Annotated in this window: 18 protein-coding genes and 1 tRNA gene; 11 read left to right on the top strand and 8 right to left on the bottom strand. The window is 57.3% G+C overall.

The genetic code is table 11. The annotated features are described in order from the left end of the window. The first annotated feature begins 137 nt into the window (after positions 1 to 137). The 4 genes from E5Q11_RS05005 to E5Q11_RS05020 all read left to right on the top strand — a co-directional run bounded on the left by E5Q11_RS05005 (position 138) and on the right by E5Q11_RS05020 (position 4,160). Positions 138 to 1,418, top strand: a complete 1,281-nt coding sequence (locus E5Q11_RS05005) for a M48 family metalloprotease (protein WP_135802265.1) — start codon at positions 138 to 140, stop codon at positions 1,416 to 1,418. 75 nt (positions 1,419 to 1,493) lie between these two features. After that, entirely contained in the window at positions 1,494 to 2,042 is a 549-nt protein-coding gene (locus E5Q11_RS05010; protein WP_135802266.1) for a hypothetical protein, read from the top strand. Continuing rightward, complete coding sequence (locus E5Q11_RS05015; RefSeq protein ID WP_135802267.1) at positions 2,039 to 3,226, top strand: iron-containing alcohol dehydrogenase; 1,188 nt, start codon at positions 2,039 to 2,041, stop codon at positions 3,224 to 3,226. The genes E5Q11_RS05010 and E5Q11_RS05015 overlap by 4 nt, the downstream gene beginning before the upstream one ends. 145 nt (positions 3,227 to 3,371) lie before the next feature. Further along, positions 3,372 to 4,160, top strand: coding sequence for a substrate-binding periplasmic protein (locus tag E5Q11_RS05020; RefSeq protein ID WP_135802268.1), 789 nt, complete (start codon positions 3,372 to 3,374; stop codon positions 4,158 to 4,160). A gap of 37 nt (positions 4,161 to 4,197) precedes the next feature. Here E5Q11_RS05020 and E5Q11_RS05025 read toward each other — a convergent pair whose 3' ends face one another. Beyond that, the gene (locus tag E5Q11_RS05025; RefSeq protein ID WP_135802269.1) at positions 4,198 to 6,684 is read right to left on the bottom strand and encodes an ABC transporter permease; all 2,487 of its coding nucleotides are present in this window, start codon (positions 6,682 to 6,684) and stop codon (positions 4,198 to 4,200) included. Next, the gene (locus E5Q11_RS05030; protein WP_135802270.1) at positions 6,684 to 7,382 is read right to left on the bottom strand and encodes an ABC transporter ATP-binding protein; all 699 of its coding nucleotides are present in this window, start codon (positions 7,380 to 7,382) and stop codon (positions 6,684 to 6,686) included. The genes E5Q11_RS05025 and E5Q11_RS05030 overlap by 1 nt, the downstream gene beginning before the upstream one ends. Positions 7,383 to 7,471: 89 nt before the next feature. Here E5Q11_RS05030 and E5Q11_RS05035 point away from each other — a divergent pair, with 89 nt between their 5' ends. Further along, the gene (locus tag E5Q11_RS05035; RefSeq protein ID WP_135802271.1) at positions 7,472 to 8,104 is read left to right on the top strand and encodes an arylesterase; all 633 of its coding nucleotides are present in this window, start codon (positions 7,472 to 7,474) and stop codon (positions 8,102 to 8,104) included. Positions 8,105 to 8,133: 29 nt separating this feature from the next. Here E5Q11_RS05035 and E5Q11_RS05040 read toward each other — a convergent pair whose 3' ends face one another. After that, complete coding sequence (locus E5Q11_RS05040; protein ID WP_225314941.1) at positions 8,134 to 9,099, bottom strand: YheT family hydrolase; 966 nt, start codon at positions 9,097 to 9,099, stop codon at positions 8,134 to 8,136. 73 nt (positions 9,100 to 9,172) lie between these two features. Here E5Q11_RS05040 and E5Q11_RS05045 point away from each other — a divergent pair. Further along, positions 9,173 to 9,248 (top strand) — tRNA-Asn (locus tag E5Q11_RS05045). A gap of 23 nt (positions 9,249 to 9,271) precedes the next feature. Here E5Q11_RS05045 and E5Q11_RS05050 read toward each other — a convergent pair. Then, positions 9,272 to 10,564: a M18 family aminopeptidase gene (locus tag E5Q11_RS05050; protein WP_135802272.1), complete on the bottom strand. Its 1,293-nt coding sequence runs from the start codon at positions 10,562 to 10,564 to the stop codon at positions 9,272 to 9,274. A 113-nt stretch (positions 10,565 to 10,677) separates the two neighbouring features. Between E5Q11_RS05050 and E5Q11_RS05055 the strand changes: the two genes are divergently transcribed. Next, positions 10,678 to 11,157, top strand: a complete 480-nt coding sequence (locus E5Q11_RS05055) for a hypothetical protein (RefSeq protein ID WP_135802273.1) — start codon at positions 10,678 to 10,680, stop codon at positions 11,155 to 11,157. Positions 11,158 to 11,258: 101 nt separating this feature from the next. Continuing rightward, on the top strand, positions 11,259 to 11,879 hold the full coding sequence (locus E5Q11_RS05060; RefSeq protein ID WP_135802274.1) for an outer membrane beta-barrel protein: 621 nt from the start codon (positions 11,259 to 11,261) through the stop codon (positions 11,877 to 11,879). A 43-nt stretch (positions 11,880 to 11,922) separates the two neighbouring features. Here E5Q11_RS05060 and rlmKL read toward each other — a convergent pair whose 3' ends face one another. Further along, positions 11,923 to 14,106 (bottom strand): bifunctional 23S rRNA (guanine(2069)-N(7))-methyltransferase RlmK/23S rRNA (guanine(2445)-N(2))-methyltransferase RlmL, encoded by a 2,184-nt coding sequence (gene rlmKL / locus E5Q11_RS05065; protein ID WP_135802275.1) that lies wholly within the window; start codon positions 14,104 to 14,106, stop codon positions 11,923 to 11,925. A gap of 314 nt (positions 14,107 to 14,420) precedes the next feature. Here rlmKL and rmf point away from each other — a divergent pair, with 314 nt between their 5' ends. Further along, the gene (gene rmf, locus E5Q11_RS05070; protein ID WP_135802276.1) at positions 14,421 to 14,630 is read left to right on the top strand and encodes a ribosome modulation factor; all 210 of its coding nucleotides are present in this window, start codon (positions 14,421 to 14,423) and stop codon (positions 14,628 to 14,630) included. 170 nt (positions 14,631 to 14,800) lie between these two features. Here the strand turns inward: rmf and E5Q11_RS05075 are convergent, their stop codons facing one another. Beyond that, the gene (locus E5Q11_RS05075; protein ID WP_135802442.1) at positions 14,801 to 15,826 is read right to left on the bottom strand and encodes a quinone-dependent dihydroorotate dehydrogenase; all 1,026 of its coding nucleotides are present in this window, start codon (positions 15,824 to 15,826) and stop codon (positions 14,801 to 14,803) included. Positions 15,827 to 16,230: 404 nt separating this feature from the next. Between E5Q11_RS05075 and E5Q11_RS05080 the strand changes: the two genes are divergently transcribed. Further along, entirely contained in the window at positions 16,231 to 17,394 is a 1,164-nt protein-coding gene (locus tag E5Q11_RS05080; RefSeq protein WP_135802277.1) for a cation diffusion facilitator family transporter, read from the top strand. A 26-nt stretch (positions 17,395 to 17,420) separates the two neighbouring features. Here the strand turns inward: E5Q11_RS05080 and E5Q11_RS05085 are convergent, their stop codons facing one another. Then, on the bottom strand, positions 17,421 to 18,920 hold the full coding sequence (locus E5Q11_RS05085; protein WP_135802278.1) for a RimK family protein: 1,500 nt from the start codon (positions 18,918 to 18,920) through the stop codon (positions 17,421 to 17,423). Positions 18,921 to 19,148: 228 nt separating this feature from the next. Here E5Q11_RS05085 and E5Q11_RS05090 point away from each other — a divergent pair, with 228 nt between their 5' ends. After that, a complete protein-coding gene (locus E5Q11_RS05090; RefSeq protein ID WP_135802279.1) occupies positions 19,149 to 20,267 on the top strand; it encodes a GNAT family N-acetyltransferase/peptidase C39 family protein in 1,119 nt (372 codons plus the stop codon). Here the strand turns inward: E5Q11_RS05090 and uvrB are convergent. Then, complete coding sequence (gene uvrB / locus E5Q11_RS05095) at positions 20,264 to 22,324, bottom strand: excinuclease ABC subunit UvrB (RefSeq protein WP_135802280.1); 2,061 nt, start codon at positions 22,322 to 22,324, stop codon at positions 20,264 to 20,266. The two genes, E5Q11_RS05090 and uvrB, sit on opposite strands and share 4 nt — an antisense overlap. Positions 22,325 to 22,332: the final 8 nt, after the last annotated feature.

Raw genomic sequence — 22,332 nt, forward strand, 5'->3', positions numbered from 1 at the left:
AAAGGATAACCCATTGTCACTGCAGGCTCTATCAGCGCAACCACTGATGCTTCGGAGCACTATTATCACGGGGTCACTTATACCCCGGGGACTGTGGTATAACCCATGCAGATGGCATCGAAAAGGAGCTTAATTCAATGATGTTCAGGCGCGTTTACTCTTTTACTCTCCCCCTACTGATTAGCTTTGTGCTGGCAGGCTGTTCCACCAATCCGGTGACCGGTGAAAAGCAGCTGTCGCTGATTCCGGAAAGCCAGGAGCTATCGATTGGCGCAGAGCAATACAAGCCCACCCAGCAGACCCAGGGCGGCCAGTTCTATCTGGACCCGGAGCTGAACCTTTACGTGCAGGAGGTGGGCATGAAACTGGCGCGGGTCAGTGACCGCCCTGACCTGCCCTACGAATTCGTTGTCCTTAACAGTAGCGTTCCCAACGCCTGGGCACTGCCCGGGGGCAAGATTGCGATCAATCGGGGTCTGCTGACCGAATTTGAAGACGAAGCCCAGCTGGCATCGGTTCTCGGCCACGAGATCGTCCATGCTGCCGCGCGGCACAGTGTCCAGCGCATGCAGCAAAGCACCCTGATCAGCCTTGGGGTGGCCGGGCTTGGCTATGCCATTTCTGATAACGAGTGGGCAAGCCTGATCATGGGCGGCGCGGCCATGGGCGCGCAGCTGGCGCTGGCACAATACAGTCAGGGCGATGAGCTGGAATCGGACGCCTATGGCATCCGCTACATGAAAGCCGCAGGTTATGACCCACAGGCAGCCGTTGAACTTCAGGAACTCTTCGTTCGCCTGTCGGAAGGCAACAACCCCGGGTTTCTGCAGGGCATGTTTGCCACCCACCCACCGTCCCAGAAGCGGGTTCGTGAAAACCAGGAGCTGGTCAACAAAATAGGCGCCGGTGGTTACCGCGGGCGGGAAGCCTATCAGGAAAAAACCGCGTTCCTGCGCAGCCGACAGCCTGCTTATGACGCCTATGACAGGGCCCGGAAACTGGCCAATGATGACCAGTTGGACAAAGCGATCACGGAAATAAACGAAGCGATTCGCATTGAACCTGAAGAAGCCGCCTTCTACTCGTTCCGGGGTCAGATTTACAAAGCCAAAGACCAGCTAAAACAGGCGTCAGCGGACTTTGACAAAGCCACGTCGCTCTACCCGGAAATGTTTTCTTATCAGCTAAACAGCGGGCTGACCGCCCTGGCATTGAACAACCTCACCAAAGCCCGGGACAGTCTCACTCGCGCTAACGAAACCGTACCCACATCCATCGCCTATTTAAGACTTGGGGACATCGCCGTGAAGCAGAACCGCCGGGAGGAAGCGGTCCAGTATTACAGCACGGCAGCCAAGGCCGTAGGCGCCGTGGCCGCAGAGGCGCAGCGCAAGCTTGCCGAACTGACGTCGAATTAGCGTCAGCTGCCTCATTGACTTTTAGAGCAATAACTCTAAAAATTGGAATACCTCGTCAACAACCGGAGTTTTGCCATGTTCGCAAAACACATCCAGCCGATGGTGTTCCAGGCTCGGCGGCTTTATGTAGATGTGATGTTTCAGGTTATGGGCCGTGCGCTTCAGGCGGTCAGTGAAATAGACTCAGCAGTTCAGGCTGAAGCCCGTGCCCTGCCAGACGGTTTTCTGTTCGAAATGATGGTCATGCCACACGGCTCAAGGCTGATTGTCGAACACATTGGCAGTGGCCGTCTCCATTACCATGGCGATAAAGCCCCGCGCCCGATTGATCTGTCCATTCAGTTCAAACACATCGCCCACGCGTTTCTGGTGCTGTCCTTCCAGGAGAAAACTTCAGTAGCTTTCGCCAATGATCGCATGCTGGTCAACGGCGAGATCAGCTACGCCGTGCGGATGACCCGCATCCTGAACCGCCTGGAAACCTTCATTCTGCCGAAACTGGTGGCTCAGCGTGCGGTCAAGGAGTATCCGAAATCCCTGCATTTACCCGAAAAGCTGATCAGCGCAGCGCGGATCTACCTGAAAGTGGCCACCAATTTTGTTGAGACAGCGAGAGCATCATGAGCAACAAGTACTACGAGTTTTTCTGCCCGGTCAAAGTCATTGCCGGTAAAGCGGCCCTGGAACATATTCCTTACGAGCTGACCGGTATGGGCGCCAAACGCCCCATGATCGTCACCGATAAAGGTGTCCGCGCAGCCGGGTTACTCGAGCCGGTTGTATCCGCCTGCGAAGAGAGCGGCCTCGAAATCATCAGCATTTACGATGACGTACCCCCGGATTCGTCAACCAGCGTGGTAAAAGACATTGCCGGTATTTACCGAAACGAAAAGTGCGATTCACTGATTGCAATCGGCGGTGGTTCCGCTATCGATACCGCCAAGGCTGTCAATATTCTGGTTTCCGAAGGCGGTGATGATATTGCGAAATACAGTGGCGCCGGTGTCATCAAAAAGCCGCTGAAGCCATTCCTGGTAGTGCCCACCACCGCCGGAACTGGTTCTGAAGTTACGTCTGTTGCGGTGATAACCGACACCAAAAAATCCGTCAAACTGCCATTCTCGTCATCCTTCCTGCTGCCAAATGCCGCAGTGATCGACCCACGGATGACGCTGACCTTGCCGCCTCATATCACCGCGGCAACGGCGATGGACGCCATGACGCACGCCACCGAAGCCTTCACCTGTATGGCGAAGAACCCGTTGAGCGATGCCTATGCGACGGCAGCCATCAAGAAAATCAGCCATTCGCTACTGACCGTTATGGACAATCCCAAAGATGCCGAAGGTCGGTTGGAGCTGGCTCAGGCATCCACCATGGCAGGCATTGCCTTCTCCAATTCCATGGTCGGCCTGGTTCACGCACTCGGCCATGCGACTGGCGCAATCTGCCACCTGCCCCATGGCCTGTGCATGAGCCTCTACCTGCCCTATGTACTGGAATACAATCTGGAAACCATCCGTGAACCTCTGGGCGAGCTGCTGTTATACCTGGATGGCCCGGAAGTCTATGCCGCCACGCCGTCGAACCGCCGTGCAGAGGCCAGCATTTCATCCCTGCGCAAACTTCGCGATGAGCTGCACAAACGCTGCAAACTGCCTCGTACACTGAAAGAAACCGGCAGCGTGACGGAAGACCAGTTGGAGACCATCGCTGAAGTGGCGCTGGATGATGGTTCCATTATGTTCAACCCCAAGGAAGTACTTCTTGAGGATGCCAGAGAGGTTCTGAAGCGCGCCTGGGCCTGATGCCAGGAATCGCAGCCTGCCACCGGCGGGCTGCGTCCCCGAATCCGGCATTGAAACCAACCCTTCAAACACGCAGAATGCATTATCGTTGGCAGGGACAAGCCGCATGAATGAGACTTAAGTCATCAATCAGAGCAGATCGCCTATGGGTAGTCCCCGCGCTAATTTCTGGCTTGCATCCCTCGCCGTCCCGTTTCTGATGCCTCTGGGGCCGCTCGCCCATGCGGAGGACCATTACTCTGCTGACCTGCCATCGGAGACCCGGGTCTTTCGTTTTAATGTTTCCCCGAACGGCTACCCTCCCTATCTGATTACCGAAGATAACCAGACCAACGGAATCATGTGGACAGTGGTTGAGGAGATTGCGGGTCGTCTGGGGTATCAGGTCGAGGCCCACAAAGTGCCCCGTAAACGGGTCGACCAGATGCTTCTGGAAGGCTTTATCGACGGAACGTCCCGGGCCATCGAGTGGACCGGCAACCCGGAAGACTTTGTGTTCACGGATCCAATCGTGAACATTGAGGAAGTGGTTTTCTTCCCGACCGATTCACCCCACGATTTCCGCGTGGTCGAAGATCTCTTTTCCCTGACCCTGGTGACCCACCTGGGTTATCACTATCCAGCGCTCAGACCGCATTTTGAATCGGGCCAGATTCAACGATTTGACGTATCCCGGGATCAGGATCTTTTCGTGTACGTTCTGCAGGGAGACGAGCTGGACGCCGCCATTGCCGACCGGCTGGTCGGACAATGGATACTGTTCAACGAAGGCATGAGGAACAGATTCAGGGTCAGCCCTGCTTCATTGAGCGAAGTCGGTTTCCGGATCATGCTCCGGCCGGAGTGGCAGTCCTTTGCCCGGGATTTTAATCGTGAACTTGCCGCGATGCGCAAAAATGGCCGCATAGACGCCATTCTCGCAGACTATCGCTGATCCCGGGCCGGGGACCGCCCGGGCACTCCTGCCACCGTTATTCCAGCCTTCGCAATAACAGCATTGGTGACACACTCAGCACCGGTTTGAGCTGCCAGCGCCCGAAGAGCGCAAGCACCAGCGCACTGATCACCGGTATTGGCAGAATCGCCTGCCAGTGCCACTGGAACTGGCCTTCGAACACACGGAACTGCAACGCCCAGACCGCAGCTTCCGCCGCAATCACCCCCAGAATACCGGCAAAGAAACCCAGCAGTGCGAATTCCAGCATGGTGCTGCGAACCAGCAATGACTGGCGACCACCCAGGGTTCTGAGCAGCGCCCCTTCTCGCTGTCGCTCCTGCATGGTGGCGCTAACCACGGCGGCCATCACCACCAGTGCAGCGGCCAGAATCAGAGCCAGTATGGCTTCGATAGCCTGGGTTACTTGGCGGACAATTTCCTGAATGCGCTCGATTATATGGTCGACTTCCAGTAGCGATACCGTCGGGAACTGCCGCGAAAACTCATTCAGCGCCGATTTCTGATCCCGCGGCAGATAGAAGGCCGTTATCCAGGTAGCAGGCATGTCGTCCAGCCCGCCGCCCGGCGGAAACGCCATGTAGAAGTTGGGCTTAATGCTGTCCCACTGCACCGTGCGTATGCTCGTGACGGTCTCCGTGACCTTGTCCGAACCGATGGTGAAGCCCAGCTCGTCACCAACTTCCACCCCCAGCTTACCGGCCAGTTCTGCCTCGATGGAAACACCCCGCTGATCCCCGGGCCGGAACCACTGACCACTGACGATTTCGTTGTCATCCGGCAAGCTCTCCATCCAGGTCAGGTTCAGTTCCCGGTTCAGAGCCCCGACCCGCTCTTCCTTGGTGACAGCCTCTTTGACCGGCTGCCCGTTAAGCTCGGTCAACCGCCCCCGGACCATCGGATAGAGATCCCGCAGCGGCTGGCCCCGCTCGGCCCAGAATTCTTCAACGCCATCGACCGCATCCGGGGCAATGTTGATCAGGAAGTGGTTGGGGGCATCGTCTGGAAGCTGCGCCTGCCAGTCGTCCAGCAGCGACGTTCGTACCAGAATCAGTGTGGCCGCCAGCATCAAGGTCATCGCAAATACGGCAATCTGCGACAGGCTCGCCCGCCGATGCCGGTAAAGCCCCACCAGCGCCAGACGCCAGGCATTGCCACCACCGCTGATTTTCCGGAGTGTGGTGACCAGCACCCAGCCCAGCATTGCCAGAGTCCCCAACAGCAGGGCAAGGCCGCCCAGCAGGGCCAGCACCAGCGACACCTCCCGGGCGTACATCCATACCAGGCCGAAGATGGCGAAAATCGCAATGGCCATATCCGGTATCGCTTCCCGGCCCGACTCTCCCGGCTGGCTTCTGAGCACCCGCATGGCCGGTACATTTTTAAGCCGCCTGATAGGCGGATAGGCAAACGCGAACAGCGACACCAGCGCCGTCAGCAGTGCCGGTGCCAGGGCATTGGGGTCCAGGTGCATATCCACCTGCTGCTCCAGAACATCGCCAAGTACACTGGACAGCAGCCAGAACAGTGGCAGGGCCACCAGCAGCCCACCAATGGCCCCGACCAGCCCCCACAGGCCGAGTCTGCGAAGATAAAGCCGGCCGATGCCCTTGCTGTTCACGCCCAGGGTTTTCAGGAGCGCGACTGTGTCTCGTTGGGACATGGCGTACTGGCGGCTGGCAACTGCGACCGCAACCGCCGCAAGCATAACGGCCAGACTGCCACCCAGTAGCAGAAAGCGTTCAGCCCGCTGCAGTGATTCAGAGAAGGTTTCACCATCACGGACACCTTCCCATTCGTGGCTGGGTTCCAGCTGTGGCTGCAGCCAGGAATAATAGTTATTGAGAGCGCCCTCATCGCCCGCGAAAAGATAAACGTATTCAACCCGGCTGCCCTCCTGAATCACCTCAGTGGATGCCACATCACTGGAATGCATCATCACTCTGGGAGCGAGCGACGACATCCGGAAACCGCCGTCCGGCTCGCGAACCAGCAGCCCGGATATGTTCAGCTGCCGATTACCCACATCCAGAGTGTCACCGACTTCAAGTTCCAGTAGGCGCAACAGACGTGGGTTCACCCAGACCTCGCCCGGGGCGGGGCCGCTGGTCACCAACTGGCGCGGTGCATCGGCACCTTCCTGAATTTCTACCTGGCCACGCAAAGGATAGGCATCGTTTACCGCTTTCACCGACACCAGCTGGAAATTGTCGGCGCCGTAAACCATGGTCGAGAATTCCACCATCCGGGCGGTTTGAATCCGCCGGCTACTGGCTTCCTCCAGCCAGGCTTCCGGAATTTCGCGGCCATTTTCGGATTCAAGCTGGCGATCTGCCGCCAGAAAAGAACTGGCAGAAGTGACCAGTGTGCGTTGCAACTGGCTGGCAAACAGGGCAATGGTAGCGACGGTAGCAACCGCAATGATCAGTGCGGACAACACCACCCGCACGTCCCGCTCGCGCCAGTCCCGGCGCACGGACATCAGTTTCTGGGAAGCAGCCATCAGTTTACTGCTCCGGTCTCGGCCTCAGCTGACCTGGCAGGCTCGGTCAGAACGCCGGCTTCGATAGAAAACTGACGGCCACAACGGGCGGCCAGCCGCTCATCATGGGTGACCATCACCAGGGTCGTGCCCTGTTCCCGGTTCAGGGTCATCAGCAGGTCGGATACGTCGTGGCCGGTGCGGTTATCAAGGTTACCCGTAGGCTCATCCGCGAACAGCACCGCAGGTTCCGAAGCAAAGGCCCTGGCAATGGCTACCCGCTGCTGTTCGCCGCCGGAAAGCTGGCGTGGCGTGTGGTAAAGCCGCTCGCCAAGGCCAACCCGCTCCAGCAGCTCTTTGGCCTTGGCCTCGGGGCCGGTTGAACCGCTCAGCTCCAGGGGCAGCATGACGTTCTCAAGGGCAGTCAGCGCAGGCAGCAACTGAAAGGACTGGAATACAAAACCCACGCGGCGGGAACGAAGCTGGGCGCGCTCATCCTCACCCAACTGACTGATCATGGCACCATCCAGCTCCACCGTGCCCTCGGTAGGCGTATCCAGCCCCGCGAGCAGACCCAGCAGTGTTGTCTTGCCAGAACCGGAACGGCCCACGATCGCCACGGATTCACCGCGGTTGATTTCAAGATTGACCCCCTGCAAGATCGTCAACGTATCAGTTTCCAGACTGACCCGGTGAGACAGATCGGTGACTTTCAGCATGGGGCGTAAATCTTGAGAATGATGTTCGCTCAGGTCGCTCACGGGGTCTCCAGGGTAATATTGAATTCTTCACGATAAACAGGATTCTTATGGATACGGCATTCCGACGCCTGAGATCAATAGTTTTCATCGCTTTAATGATTGTTTTCGCCCCGGCATATGCCAGCCAGGGCACACTCCTGATCATGGGCGACAGTCTAAGCGCTGCTTATGGTGTACAGACAGAAGAAGCCTGGGTTGCCCTGCTACGGGAGCGGCTCGACCAACAGGACCTGGAAGGATGGGAGGTGATCAATGCCAGTATCAGCGGGGAGACCACGGACGGGGGCCTGCGGCGCCTGCCGGACCTTCTGGAGCGTCATCAGCCGGACGTTGTGATGATTGAACTGGGTGGCAACGACGGTCTGCGTGGGTTCCCGCCCCAGGTCATCCGGCAGAACATCTCGAAGATGATCGAGCAGTCCCAGGCTGTAAATGCAGACGTTGTGCTGGTCGGCATGCAGATTCCCCCCAACTACGGCGAGCGCTACACCAGCGCTTTTGCAAACATATTTCCCGAACTGGCGGATCGTTTCGACACGCAGCTGGTGCCTTTCTTTCTTGACGGCATTTACGACAAGGAAGGCATGATGCAGGACGATGACATTCACCCGACAGCGGAAGCCCAGGGGCAGCTGCTGGACAACGTCTGGCCCGTACTCGAGCCGATGCTGACAGACTGAGTCAGCTCGCTCTCAGCGCAACCTCGGTCTCAGCGCAATAGGGACGCAAAGTGTCTGACGGCTCGCCGCTCTGACCAATAATAGCCACCGCCTGCCTGATCGACAAAGCCAACGTGCCCGCCCCACTTCGGGAATTCCACGCGGGCATGGGCACCCAGAACCGAGGGATCCGATGGAAAGCATCGGGCTGACAGAAACGGGTCATCCTGAGCGTTTACCATCAGAGCTGGCACCCGAATGTCCTTTAACCGCCCCAGCGCCGAGCAGTTCGCCCAGTAATCCTGAGCGTCAGAAAATCCGTGCAGCGGAGCGGTGAACCGGTCGTCGAATTCGTGAAAGGTCTGAATATTGTCGAAGCCGGCAGTATCGATCAGATCAGGAAACTTTCTCGACTTTTCCTCCATCTTTACCTTCAGGTCTCTCAGGAACCGCTGCATGTAGATTTTGCGGCTGGGCCGCGCAAGGGTGTCTGCACTGCCGGCAAGGTCACAGGGAACGGAAAACGCAATGCCGCCGCAGATGCGGCTGTCGATCTGTTCGGACTGCTCAGCGAGATACAACAAGGTCAGGTTGCCGCCCATGCTGAAACCCGCCAGCCCCAATGTGTCATACCCTTGCGCCAGGCCGTGCCTGACCACACAATCCAGATCCCCCGTCGCACCACTGTGGTAGAAGCGTGGCTGATGATTCATCACCCCACCGCAGGAGCGGAAATTCCAGGCCAGCACGTCCCATCCTTCCCGCAGCAACGCCCGGGCCAGACCCTGGATGTAGGGTCGTCGGCTATGGCCTTCCAGACCATGGGACAGAACCGCCAGCCGGTCACTGCCCTGTCGGTACCAGTCAAGGTGCAGTTCATCGCTATCATCGGTAGGCAGTACTTCCGGTTCCGGAGCCTGTACCTCGACTGAGCGAAACAGGGATGGCCAGATGGACTGGACATGGCCGCTGCGCAGCCAGAGCGGTGGTCTGTAATCTGATACCGGGTCGTACAAAATTTAACCTTTCAATTCATGGGGTTGACGCCTTCCTGGAAAGCCCCTACTATGCGCGCCATTCCAGCTTTGTTCCCCGATAGCTCAGTTGGTAGAGCAACGGACTGTTAATCCGTTTGTCGCTGGTTCGAGCCCAGCTCGGGGAGCCACTTCTTCTGAACACCCTTTCCAACTAGAACAGCGTCTTCCACTGCATGAATTCACGCAGCGCCTGATAGAGCGTTACGCCATCTCTGGCGCCAGCGGTTTCCCGGATGGAATGCATGGCAAACTGCGGCACGCCGATATCCAGAGTGGTCACGCCCAGATTTCCCGCCGTCAGTGGCCCAATGGTGCTGCCACAGCCCATATCGCTGCGCACCACAAACGTCTGGTATGGCAAACCAAGCTCATCGCTGATGTGCCGGTAGACGGCGGCGGAACGACTGTTGGTGGCGTAACGCTGGTTGTGATTTACCTTGATCACCGGGCCCTGATTCAGCAGGGGGCCGTGGTTTTCATCGTGCTTGTCCATGTAGTTCGGGTGCACGCCATGGGCGTTATCGGCGGAGATCATCATCGACCGGGCCAGTGACCGGCCGCGACCCGCACCGCACCAGCGATCCAGGATGGATGCCAGGAAAGGCCCCTGGGCGCCCTCGGCGGACATGCTGCCCACTTCTTCGTGATCGTTACACACCAGCAAAGCCGGCTCCTCGCCTGAGGCGTCGATCAGCGACCGGACCCCGATAAAGCAGCTCAGCAGGTTATCCAGCCGCGCTGAAGCGATGAAGTCGTCCTTCAGGCCCACCAGGGAAGCCGGTTGAGCATCGTAGAAACCGAGTTCGTAACCCAGGATTTTTCTGGCCTGTGTTCCCGGGTGCTCACTCTGGAGCTGGTCTTTCAAAATGTCTGAAAAGCGCGTGTTATCGCCTTCCGGCACCTGCATCAGCACCGGCGGCAGATCGGTCTGCGCATTGACCGTGCGGTTGCTGTTGGCTTCCCGGTCCAGGTGAATGGCCAGGCTGGGGATTGAGGCAATAGCCTTGCGGAAATCAATCAGCGCGTCCTGAACCTTGCCGGCGTCATCCAGATAAGTCACACGACCGGCCAGGGACAGATCGCGGTCAAACCAGGGGTTGAGCAGCACGCCACCGTATACTTCTACCCCAAGCTGCAGATAGCCTTTGCGGCGCAGTTCCGGATTGGGCTTCACCTTCAGGCAGGGACTGTCGGTGTGGGCGCCGACCATGCGAATACCCGCCTGATCTGTCGCGCGCTTGCCGGTTCGGAAGGCGACAATGGACGAGCCATTGCGAATGGCATAATAGCCCTTGCCCGATTCCAGACTCCAGTCTTCCTTTTCGTCCAGAGCCTCGAACCCGGCCTCATCCAGCATCTGTTTCATACTGGCGACTGCATGCCATGGCGTGGGTGAAGCGTTGAGAAAACCGATCAGCTGTTGATTAAAATCCGCGTGTTTCATAGTGGTTCTGAAAAAGCCCCTGATAAACTGATTTAAGCGGCGTCAGTATGGCATGATGGCGCCTTTCGTCCTACTTTCGCCCTATTGTCGACCTTTTAAAGGGAGATCCGATTTTGCCCGAGCCGCGTTTTCTCGATATCGAGTACTGCCAGACCGAAGACGCCCTGTTTCCGGTAGCTATGGCCTGGTCACTGGAAAACGGCCAGATGAAAACCGTGGTGATTGCCCCCGACGACAGCTGGATTCCGGACGACGGTGACCTGGGCGATTTCGACCTGCTCTATCTGGAGGAACAGGGCGTTCCATTAATCGAAATTGTCCATGAACTTCATCAGGACCTTCCGGACCAGACAGTTTACGTGGACGGCATGGACCCGGATGAAGTGCTGGTGGATATGATTTTCGACGCGGTCGATTCCGAGCCTCCCTTTGAGATCGTGGGCATCGAATCCCTGGTAACCTCCCTTTCCCGCGAAGCCCTGGATGATCGTCGCCGCCAACTGCTCACCGACGAAGGCCTGGAACCCCAATTACCGGAAAACGGTGTCTACGCCCTGCTGCTCATTGCCCGCGAGGAAGGTTTCTTCAACTAGTACCGGCGGCCAGCCCAACGAAGTGTGACTTGTGTCGACGTAACAAACCGTTACAGAAGGCAGAATCGTGCGGTCCCTTAAACGTCAGGAACCGCATGAACATGAAGTCTCTGCAGCCGATGAAATCTCTGGCGAATCTGACATTCGCTATCGCCCTTTTTCCCGCCACCCTGCTTGTATCCCAATCGGCAAGTGCCCGGGAAGAAATGCGCGAAGGCCGCACCTACCTCGGCGTCATGGGTACCCGGGTAAACCATCGGTCAGTGGACGAAACACTGAACGGGCAGGGATGGTCCAGCGCCGCGGCACTGCTCATCGGTACTCACGTTTCGGAGTATTTTCATGCCGAGCTGCGGCTTGGCACTGGCGTAACCCCTGGCACGGTGGACCAGCAACTTGAGGTAGACCTTGATTATTTTGCCAGTTGGTATTTTGGCGGCCACTACCCCATCACCAGTTACTCCAACGCATACGCCCAGTTCGGCTTTACCCATGTCAAAGGTGACGCGAAACTGACCGACGGTCAACGCGGCCAGAATTATCAGGACATTGCCGACAACAAATACCCCGGCAGTTCCTTCAGCGTCAGTTGGCTTCTGGGCCTGGATTTCGAAGTAATCGATAACGGCTTCGTGTTCCTCGAAGGGGGCAAGCTGTTCGAGGACACCGAAACCAACGCCAACGTTTTTCAATATTCAGTCGGGGCCAAGTACGAATTCTGAAGGGCTGGAACGTCTTCTCCAGCCTTTTCAGGAAATCCGCAACTCAGATTTTATGCTGAATGTGCCAGCAGCGATGAATTCGAGCGTTGCGCTGGAAATCCTTGTCCAGTGTATCCTTGCTGACCTCCAGCACTGCGTAATCCGCTTCAACACTGTCATCGAGTTTGAAACGCCGGAAGTTGTTAGAAAAGATCAATAAACCTTCAGACGTCAGTCTCTGCATGGCCTGGCTGATCAGCCGGGCGTGATCTTTCTGGATATCCAGCACCCCGGCCATTCGCGCAGAGTTCGAAAACGTCGGCGGATCCATGAAGATCAGGTCGAAACGCTGGTCCGACCCCGGCTTTTCTGCCAGCCACTGGAGACAATCCGCCTGCTCTACCCGGTGATGGGTCAGGTCAGCGCCATTGAGTGCCAGATTGTCCTGCGCCCACTTCACATAGGTCTTAGACATATCCAGGCTCAGGGAGCGGCTAGCGCCTCCCGCAGCGGCATGGACGGTTGCCGCACCGGTGTAACAGAAGAGGTTGAGAAAACGTTTGCCGGCGGCGTGACGCTGTATCCAATGCCGCACCGGTCGATGGTCCAGGAACAGGCCGGTATCAAGGTAGTCCTTCAGGTTCACACGGAAAGCACAGCCGTGTTCGTGAACTGTGAAAAATTCGCCGCTGGCTTCCTGCTTCTCATACTGATTGAGACCAGTCTGGCGCTGACGCTGTTTGCAGACCATGTCGCTACTGTCGATACCCAGCGCGTCTGGAATCACCGCCATGGCTTCCGCGAGACGTTCCCGGGCCGAGCCTTCGTCCACGGATTTGGGCGCCATATATTCCTGGACGTGCACCCTGCCCTCATACACATCGATGGCCAGGGCAAATTCCGGCATGTCGGCATCGTAAAGCCGGTAGCAACCGATATCCTGCTTCCGCGCCCACTGGCCGATGGTTTTCAGATTCTTCTTGAGACGATTGCGCAGCATATCTGCGCGTTCCTCATTGGTGATTCTTGGCGTGAGCTGCCCCGGCACATCCGGCGCGCGGGAGGTCCGGGCGCTGGCCTCGTCAACGGTAAACAGCAGAAGCTGGGCCGGAATCTTGCCGTTGTAGAGTTTGTACTGTTTGTAGCTGCGAAGGCCCAGGGATTTGCCGTATTCCGGCGCGCCGGTAAACACGCCCAGGCGCCAGCCAGGAAGCGCGCCTTTAACAGCCTCGCCCAGGGATCGATAGAGCGCGCCCAATTCCTTCAGCTCGCTGAGCCGCTCACCATAAGGGGGATTAACCAGCGCCAGTCCCGGTACCTTGTTCTCAGATTCCGCCGCCAGCGCGGAAATATCCCGCCGCTCCAAAGTAATCTGCTCACCTAGCCCCGCCCGCTGGACATTGTTCCGGGCAGTGGCAATCACTTTCGGGTCCTGATCTGAACCAAAGAACTGAATCTGCTGCTGAACCACCGCCTGTCGCCCCTCGTGGGCGCGCCGTTCGGCTTCCTGACGCAGCCCGAGCCAGAGCTCCGCATCGTGGCCCAGCCAGCGGGTAAAACCCCAGCGCTCTCGTTTGCGGCCCGGCGCCAGGTCCATGGCCATCATGGCCGCCTCGATCACCAGAGTGCCGGACCCGCACATGGGGTCCAGAAAATCGCCACCGGATCGCGCAATGTCAGGCCAGCCAGCGCGCAGCAACAATGCCGCCGCAAGATTCTCTTTCAGCGGCGCAGCACCCTTTTCTGTGCGATATCCACGTTTGTGCAGACTGTCGCCACTGAGATCGATACCGACGGACAGCTTGCCCCGGTGCAGGCGGGCAGAAACGGTGACGTCCGGATCTTTTGCATCCACAGACGGGCGTTGGCCACTGGCGGTCCGAAGTCGGTCGACAATGCCATCCTTGACCCGCTGGGCGCCAAACTGTGTGTTGCGGATTTCATCGTTCTGACCCACAAAATTGACCCGCAGGCTGCCGGTCACTGGCACGTGGTCTTCCCAGGGTAAATCAGTAACCCCGCCCAGCAGGTTGTCTGCGGAGGTGGCATCGACATCTGCGAGATGAAGAATCACCCGGTTCGCCAGACGCGACCAGAGACAGGCCCGATAACCCGCTTCCAACGTGCCATTTGCCCAGACTCCGGCGGGAGCGTTCTGAACGGGCTCCATACCAAATGTCTGAAGCTCGTCTTCCAGCAGGTATTCCAGCCCCTTTGGACAGGTTACAAAAAAATTAAGTTCTGGCACGAGAATCTCCTGAAGGCATCGGCAACGCTAAAGTCATGGTATGGCGCATTTTCCATTAAGAGACCGGTGTTTTTATACCTTATGGTGATAAAAACACGAAATATAGACGAAATAATTAGTGTACAAGGCCGTCAAGTCCGAACTACCTTGTAAAAGACGCGTCGTTCCGGTGAGCCAATTGTTCACCGTTAACAGGATCCTGACTGCTCTGGTCGATAGTGACAATAGCGGGTTACCCCGGAAGGGTGATTCCAGTCTCTGGCCACGGCAGGTGTGCACACACATGTTCTGTTAATCTATTAATGAGGAACGGCATGAAAAGACAGAAAAGAGATATGTACGCTCGTGCATTCAAACGGGGCTACCTGGCCGGAGTATCCGGTAAAGCCAAAGACAGTTGCCCGTTGGATCAAGCTGAACACCGCCAGGAATGGCTCAACGGGTGGCGAGAGGGCCGCACAGACCAATGGGATGGCATGACCGGCGTATCCGGTATCCATAAGTTAGCCAACGTGACGGCCTGACTTATCCCCGAATCTTAACTCTGATCTTTTAACACGAACCACTAACATTGGCGCAACAAATCAAGCAACCGAAACGGGTCCTCCCGACCCGTAAAATGCGATAACACGCCACGGGGTGCATTCCCCGCCCGGGCCCGCCTTGCGGGCCCGTTTTTTTTGCCCGCCTTCCTCTAATCGTTACCCAGTGCCCGGATAGCCTCTACCGACTCGCCTATCAGAGCCGGGCCCCGGTAGATAAACCCGGTATACAACTGCACCAGTTTTGCTCCGGCACGAATCTTCTCAGCCGCACTGTTACCGTCGGTGACACCACCCACACCGATAATTGGAAGCCTGTCTCCTAGTTCGGCATACAGCGCTTTAATCACTCGGGTGGACGGTTCGCGCACCGGCAAACCGCTAAGACCGCCGGCCTCGTCGGCGTGGCGGTGGCCAGCAACAGCATCACGGCCAATGGTGGTATTCGTCGCGATCACCCCGTCCAGGCCGCTCTCCATAAGCGCAGAAGCCACGAAGCGGATGCCATCGTCGTCCATATCCGGCGCAATTTTTACGGCAAGCGGCACGTACCGTCCGGTCTGGGCCTGACAACGGGCCTGTTCATCTTTTATCGCGTACATCAGGCCTTTCAGGGAATCACCGAACTGCAGGTCCCGAAGCCCGGGGGTGTTAGGCGAAGAGACGTTAACGGTGATGTAGTCCGCGTGGGGGTATACAGCGGCGATGCCCTTTCGGTAGTCAGATTCGGACTGGTCATTCGGCGTTGCCTTGTTCTTGCCGACATTAATGCCCAGAACCCCTGAATAGCGACGATGACTGACCCGATCCAGAACATGGTCGAGCCCGTAGTTATTAAAGCCCATGCGGTTGATCAGCGCCTGGTGCTCTGTCAGCCGGAACATACGGGGCTTCGGGTTGCCGGGTTGAGCAAGAGGGGTGACTGTGCCTACCTCGATAAATCCAAACCCCAGATCACCGAGGGCATCCAGATGATCAGCGTTCTTGTCGAGACCGGCCGCAAGACCCACAGGGTTTGGAAATTCCAGGCCCATCACCGATACCGGAAGGTCTGCCGGAGTGGACACCAGCCTTCTGAGCAGACCGAGCTTGTGGGCCAGATCCAGACCTGCCAGGGACAGATCATGGGCCGACTCCGGAGGTAAACGGAACAACAGGTTTCGCATTAACGGATACATAGACAATCTCGCTGACTTGAACGGGGCGAGTATACCGAATCTTTTCCACAGCATCCGCATACTCCAGAAGTGTGACGGTTAAATGTCTGTCGCGTTAAGGTGTTGTGATCTTTTCCACGGAATCTGTGGATAACCCTGTTGAAAATTGCCGGGCATCGCTGTCCAACCCTTGATAACCGCGCCAGCCTACAGATTGTCTATTTTTTAACCAGTTATTTAAAGCAATTAAATCAATGGCTTATAAAGCTTTCTCAGAATTTTTAGCCAAAATCTAAACAAACCGTTAGTTTGTAACTGGTTCGCGACCATGTGCATAAATCGCACAGTATTTGTGCGTTGATCCTTTTGGTAACACCCCTGGGAATACCCGCTATACTGATTCCAAAATCCGGTGAGAGTTTTACATGACCGACCCCCTGCCCCCACCCTCGGACCGACAGAAAACGTTCAGTATGGAGCGCACAGAAGCCACAAGAATCACTCTGATCGGAATGGTTCTCGATGCAGTTCTGGGCATTACAAAAGTCATTACCGGATTACTGTTCCATTCCCAGGCGTTAATCGTAGACGGCATCCACTCCTTCACCGATGTTGCCTCTGACCTGGTTGTCGTCGCCGTGATGCGAGTCTCCCGCCAGGAGCCCGATCAGGAGCACCCTTACGGCCACCAGCGCATTGAAACCCTCGGCACCATGGTTCTGGGTAGTTTGCTTATCGCCGTGGGTGCTGCCCTCGCCTGGGACAATACCCTGCGCTTACTGAACCCTGATGTTGCCAGAATTCCAGAATGGCCAATTCTTGTTGCAGCACTAGTCTCAGTGCTCAGTAAAGAATGGATCTATCGATACACGCGCCGGGTGGGGCTGGCGATAAGATCTGACCTGATCGTTGCCAACGCCTGGCATAGCCGGACGGACGCTTTCTCTTCGGTCGTAGTCCTGGTATCCACCGTAGGTGCCATGATGGGCTATCTGTGGCTGGACATACTCGCCGCCATTGCCATCTCGCTACTGATTATCCACATTGGCTGGAAATTTACCTGGGACAGCGTGAAAGAACTGGTTGATACCGGCCTGTCACCGGAAGACACGGAACGACTCCGGAATACTGCGATGGGCATTGAAGGTGTCCGCGATGTGCACGAACTGCGAAGCCGCCGAATGGGCCAGGATATCCTGCTGGATATTCACCTTGTGGTCCGCCCCGAAATCAGCGTTTCCGAAGGCCATCAGATCGGCATGCAGGTGGCCACGGCCATGCGGGCAACCATGGACAACATTCTGGACATTAACTTTCATGTGGATGCCGAAAACGACGATGACCAGTCGCCAACCTCCGAAAAGCTGCCAGACCGCGGCCAGATAAGACAGGCTCTGCAGGAAGTAATGCCCGGGGAACTGCCCCCGAACAGTCGATTACGACTGCACTACCTGAAAAACCGGGTACATATGGAGCTGTTTCTGGAACCTGCCCCCCACCAGGAGCAGCAGGATACCCGGGAACTGGCTCGCCAGATGGAGAGCCACGCCTGGTTCGGCAGCCTGAGGATATGGTACTCGCACCCATAGGCATGCCGGCCCCGGCGCCGTAGAACTCAGCGGCGCCGGTTAGCCTCCATCCGCGACAGAAATTCCTGCATGATCAGGGTGTAAAGTTCACCGCCCAGGAACCCGTCTTCAACGTCCGAATCAATGCTGGGATTGTCGTTAACCTCGATCACCGCCACGCGGTTGCCCGACTGTTTGATGTCCACCCCGTAAAGGCCGTTACCGATCAGCCGCGTGGCGTTCAGAGCCGCCTGTATAACATTCTTGGGTACTTCATAAGTGGGCATGGTTTCAAAACCGCCGCTGTCCACTTCCGCGCCGCCGTGCTGATAGATCTGCCAGTGACCTTCCACCATAAAGTACTTGCAGGCGTATATGGCCCGGCCACCCAATACGCCAATTCGCCAGTCGTAATCGGTGTAGAGGTATTCCTGGGCCAGGACCAGGGCTGACTGTTTGAAAAGCTCTTTCAGCCCTTCTTTCAGCGATTTTTCATCTTCGGCCTTGGTAACGCCACGGGAAAAAGCGCCGTCGGGAATCTTGATCACCGCCGGGAAGCCGATCTCACGAATTACCTGCTCGGCGCTGTCTTTCTGGTCTTTGGACAGAATCAGTGTTTTCGGCGTCGGCACCTTGTTGTTTTTCAGCAAATCCGCCAGGAACACCTTGTTGGTGCAGCGCAGGATCGACACCGGGTCATCAATCACCACCATGCCTTCGGCCTCCGCCTTGCGGGCAAAGCGATAGGTGTGGTGGTCAATGGCGGTAGTCTCGCGGATGAACAGGCCGTCGTATTCCGGCAGGCGCATGTAATCCCGGCGGGAAATCTGCTCTACGTTTATACCAAGCTTGCGCCCGGCTTTCTCGAAGCGGTCCAGCGCCACCTTGTCGCTGGGCGGCATTTCCTCGTCCGGGTTAACCAGCATGGCCAGATCAAAACGATACCTGCGGCGGGCCCTGGGCTTGCGCCAGACCATGCTGCTGAAGCGGTCAAAGGCCGCAGCGAAATGATCCTGTTCTTCCCCTTTCAGGTCGGCCGGACAGCCGGGCTTCATGGATACAATCTGCCAGGTCTTGCGACGGCGGAAGACCACTTCCAGAACCGGGCATGGGAAACGATCAAAAAGCGCTCTCGCCACCGGTTTGAGCTCCGGATTTTCTGCCTGGCCGAAATAAGTTTTGATTTTGACTTCGTGGGTAGCCTGTTTGTCGTCCTTGTCCGGGCTGATTTCCGCGCCAGATGCCTCAAGCCAGCTCAGAACGCTGTCGTCCAGCTCATCCAGTTGCAGCGAAAACAGCCCCTTGCGGCTCAGATCATTCAGCGTCATCACCGACGGCACCACGTTATGGCCCCGGGCTTCCGCCAGTAACGAGCAGTAATAGCCCCGGCTCAGATAGCGGGCGCTCTGGCACAGGTTGATCACTCGGGTGCGGCTGTTCGCTGAGATTGAAGACTGAAGGTACTGATCAAACGTCAGCACATCTTCACTCGGATAATAAGGCGCCCAGTCTTTCTCGCGATCAACCACAATCAGTAAACGGGACATCGGCGACTCTTCTCCCTGAAGACGTTCCATAACATTATAGACACGGCCCGAAGAGGATTCTGGCAGGCCGCTGCAATCTCGCAACAATACGCGGGAAAACCCCGGCCCACAACGAGTTACCGGTGCGTGTTTCTACGCATTCTGGCCCGTCTTGCGGAAATACAGGATTGCCCCATACTACCCCGGCAACTGCTATTCTCACGCAGTGCTTATGGGGTTTGCTATTTCATGGATCAGGTTCAGTTTCGACAGGCCAGCGCGCAGGATCTTGACGCTCTGGTAGCGCTGGAAAATCGCTGTTTTACTGAAGACCGGTTATCCCGCCGGAGCTTCCGGCGTTTCCTGGATATGCCGCGGGACCGCCTGGTTGTGGCCGAGTCGGCTGAAGGCCTGGTGGGTTATTGCCTGGTGCTGATGAGTGCCGCCACCCGCCTGGCCCGAATCTACTCCATCGCCGTGCAGCCGTCCGAGCGAGGCCGCGGTGTGGGTGAGCGTTTAATCAGCGAAGCTGAAAAAGTCGCGGTTGCCGCCGGGCGGATCATCATGCGCCTGGAAGTGCGGGAAGATAATCCCGGGGCCATCAACCTCTATCGCCGCCTGGGTTACCGTCAGTTCGGCACCTACCGCGACTATTATGAAGACCACGCCAACGCCCTGCGGTTTGAACGGCGAATCCTGTTTTATGAACCGTCACGGGACTTTCCGGCAGTGCCCTACTACCCCCAGACCACCGAGTTTTCCTGCGGTCCGGCGGCACTGATCATGGCGATGGCGGCCATGGACGAACACGCCACCATGACCACCATTGAAGAGCTGAGAATCTGGCGGGAAGCCACCACCATTTTCATGCTGGCCGGCCACGGCGGCTGCGGCCCCCACGGCCTGGCCCTTGCCGCCTGGCACCGGGGTTTCCACGCCAGCGCCTACATCAGCAAGGAAGGTGCCCTGTTTAAGGATACCGTTCGCAACGATGATAAAAAGCGGGTGCTGGAACTGGTTCACGAAGGCTTTATCCACGACATGGCCCAGACCGGAATCGAGCTTCACCATGACCCGCTGTCGCTGGAGGGTATGAAATCAGCGCTGGAGGACGGCCGCGTACCAATTATTCTGATCAGCACCTGGCAACTGAACCGCAGCCGCGTGCCCCACTGGGTAACCGTCTGTGCGATTGATGACCAGTTTGTGTATCTGCACGACCCGGAGATCGACACGGATATCGGCGAGACGGTGGCAGACAAACAGTACCTGCCCATTGACCGGCGGGTGTTTGACCGCATGTCCCGGTATGGCCGGAACCAGCCGCTACAGGCGGCGGTGATTGTCGGGCCCAGGCGCGCGGTCTAGCCAATGCGCAGGGCCGCTTCCTTGAGTTCGGCAATTTCGTCCCGCAGCCGGGCGGCTTTCTCGAAATCAAGATCCGAGGCTGCTTTGTACATATCGTCTTCCAGCTTCCCGAGATCCTTAAGAACCTGTTCCGGCGACCGGTCGCCGGTCTTCGTACGATAACGTTCGGCCTCCTCTGCGGCCTTTTCGCCGGGCCGTTCGGCCTTGCGGCGTCCACGCCCGCCGCCACCGGCGCCTTCCATAATATCCGCGATCTTCTTGTTCAGACCCGTGGGTGTAATACCGTGGGCTTCATTGTGTTCAGCCTGTTTGGTCCGGCGACGCTCGGTTTCATCAATGGCGCGTCGCATGGAACCGGTAATGTTGTCGCCATAGAGAATCGCCTTGCCGTTCACGTTACGAGCAGCTCGTCCCATGGTCTGGATCAGCGAGCGGTCTGAACGCAGGAAGCCTTCCTTGTCTGCGTCCAGAATCGCCACCAGGGACACCTCGGGCATGTCCAGGCCTTCCCTCAGCAGGTTGATGCCGATCAGCACATCGAACTCTCCACGGCGCAGATCACGGATAATTTCTACACGCTCTACCGTGTCGATGTCCGAGTGCAGATACCGAACCTTGATGTCGTGCTCCATCATGAAATCGGTGAGATCTTCCGCCATGCGCTTGGTGAGCGTGGTCACCAGCACCCGCTCTTTTACCGCCGTACGCAACCGGATTTCGGACAGCAGGTCGTCCACCTGGGTCGACGCAGGCCGCACTTCGATCACCGGATCCAGCAGACCGGTGGGCCTGACCACCTGCTCCACCACCTGCCCTGCGTACTCAGCTTCGTATTTACCGGGAGTGGCGGAGACGAACACCATCTGGGGCGCAATCCGCTCCCACTCATCAAACCGCATTGGGCGGTTGTCCAGTGCCGAGGGCAGGCGGAAACCGTATTCCACAAGGGTTTCCTTACGGGACCGGTCGCCCTTGTACATGGCCCCGATCTGGGGAATGGTGACGTGGGATTCGTCCACCACCAGCAGCGCATCCGGCGGCAAGTAATCAAACAGCGTGGGCGGCGCTTCGCCGGGCTGACGACCGGACAGGTAGCGGGAATAGTTTTCTATGCCGTTGCAATAGCCAAGCTCCAGCATCATCTCGATGTCGTAGCGGGTGCGCTCTTCCAGGCGCTGAGCTTCGACCAGGCGATTGTTGTCCCGAAGCTGGGTCAGCCGCTCTTCCAGCTCCACCTTGATGTTCTCGACTGCATCCAGCACTTTCTGACGCGGCGTCACGTAGTGGGACTTGGGATAAATGGTCACCCGAGGCACACGGCGCAGGATTTCACCGGTGAGCGGATCGAAGTAGCTGAGATTTTCCACCTCGTCATCGAACAGCTCAATGCGGATAGCCTCTTTTTCAGATTCCGCCGGGAACACATCAATCACGTCACCGCGCACACGATAATTGGCCCGGTGGAACTCTATATCGTTGCGGGTGTACTGCAGCTCGGCCAGGCGCCGCAGGATATCCCTCTGGTCAATCTCGTCGCCCCGGTCCAGATGCAGCATCATTTTCAGGTAGGATTCCGGATCGCCCAGACCGTAAATCGAAGAGACAGTGGCAACGATGATCGCGTCCGGGCGTTCGAGCAGCGCCTTGGTGGCGGACAGGCGCATCTGTTCAATGTGCTCGTTGATAGAGGCGTCTTTCTCGATAAAGGTGTCCGAGGACGGTACGTAAGCTTCGGGCTGGTAGTAGTCGTAGTAAGAGACGAAGTATTCCACCGCATTATCCGGAAAGAATTCCCGGAACTCGCCGTATAGTTGGGCGGCCAACGTCTTGTTGTGGGCCATGATGATGGTCGGACGCTGAATCTGCTGGATAACGTTCGCAATGGTAAAGGTCTTGCCTGACCCGGTAACGCCGAGAAGAGTCTGGTGCGCCAGCCCCGAGTGAATGCCGTCCACCAGCCCTTCAATCGCCTTGGGCTGATCGCCAGCAGGTTCAAAAGGTGAAGCGACGGTAAATTTACCGTCTTTTCTGTGCGCGCCTTTTACTGAAGTCGCCATGGTATTGC

Origin of the sequence: Marinobacter confluentis (assembly GCF_004785685.1) — a bacterium.
GTDB classification, from domain to species: domain Bacteria; phylum Pseudomonadota; class Gammaproteobacteria; order Pseudomonadales; family Oleiphilaceae; genus Marinobacter; species Marinobacter confluentis.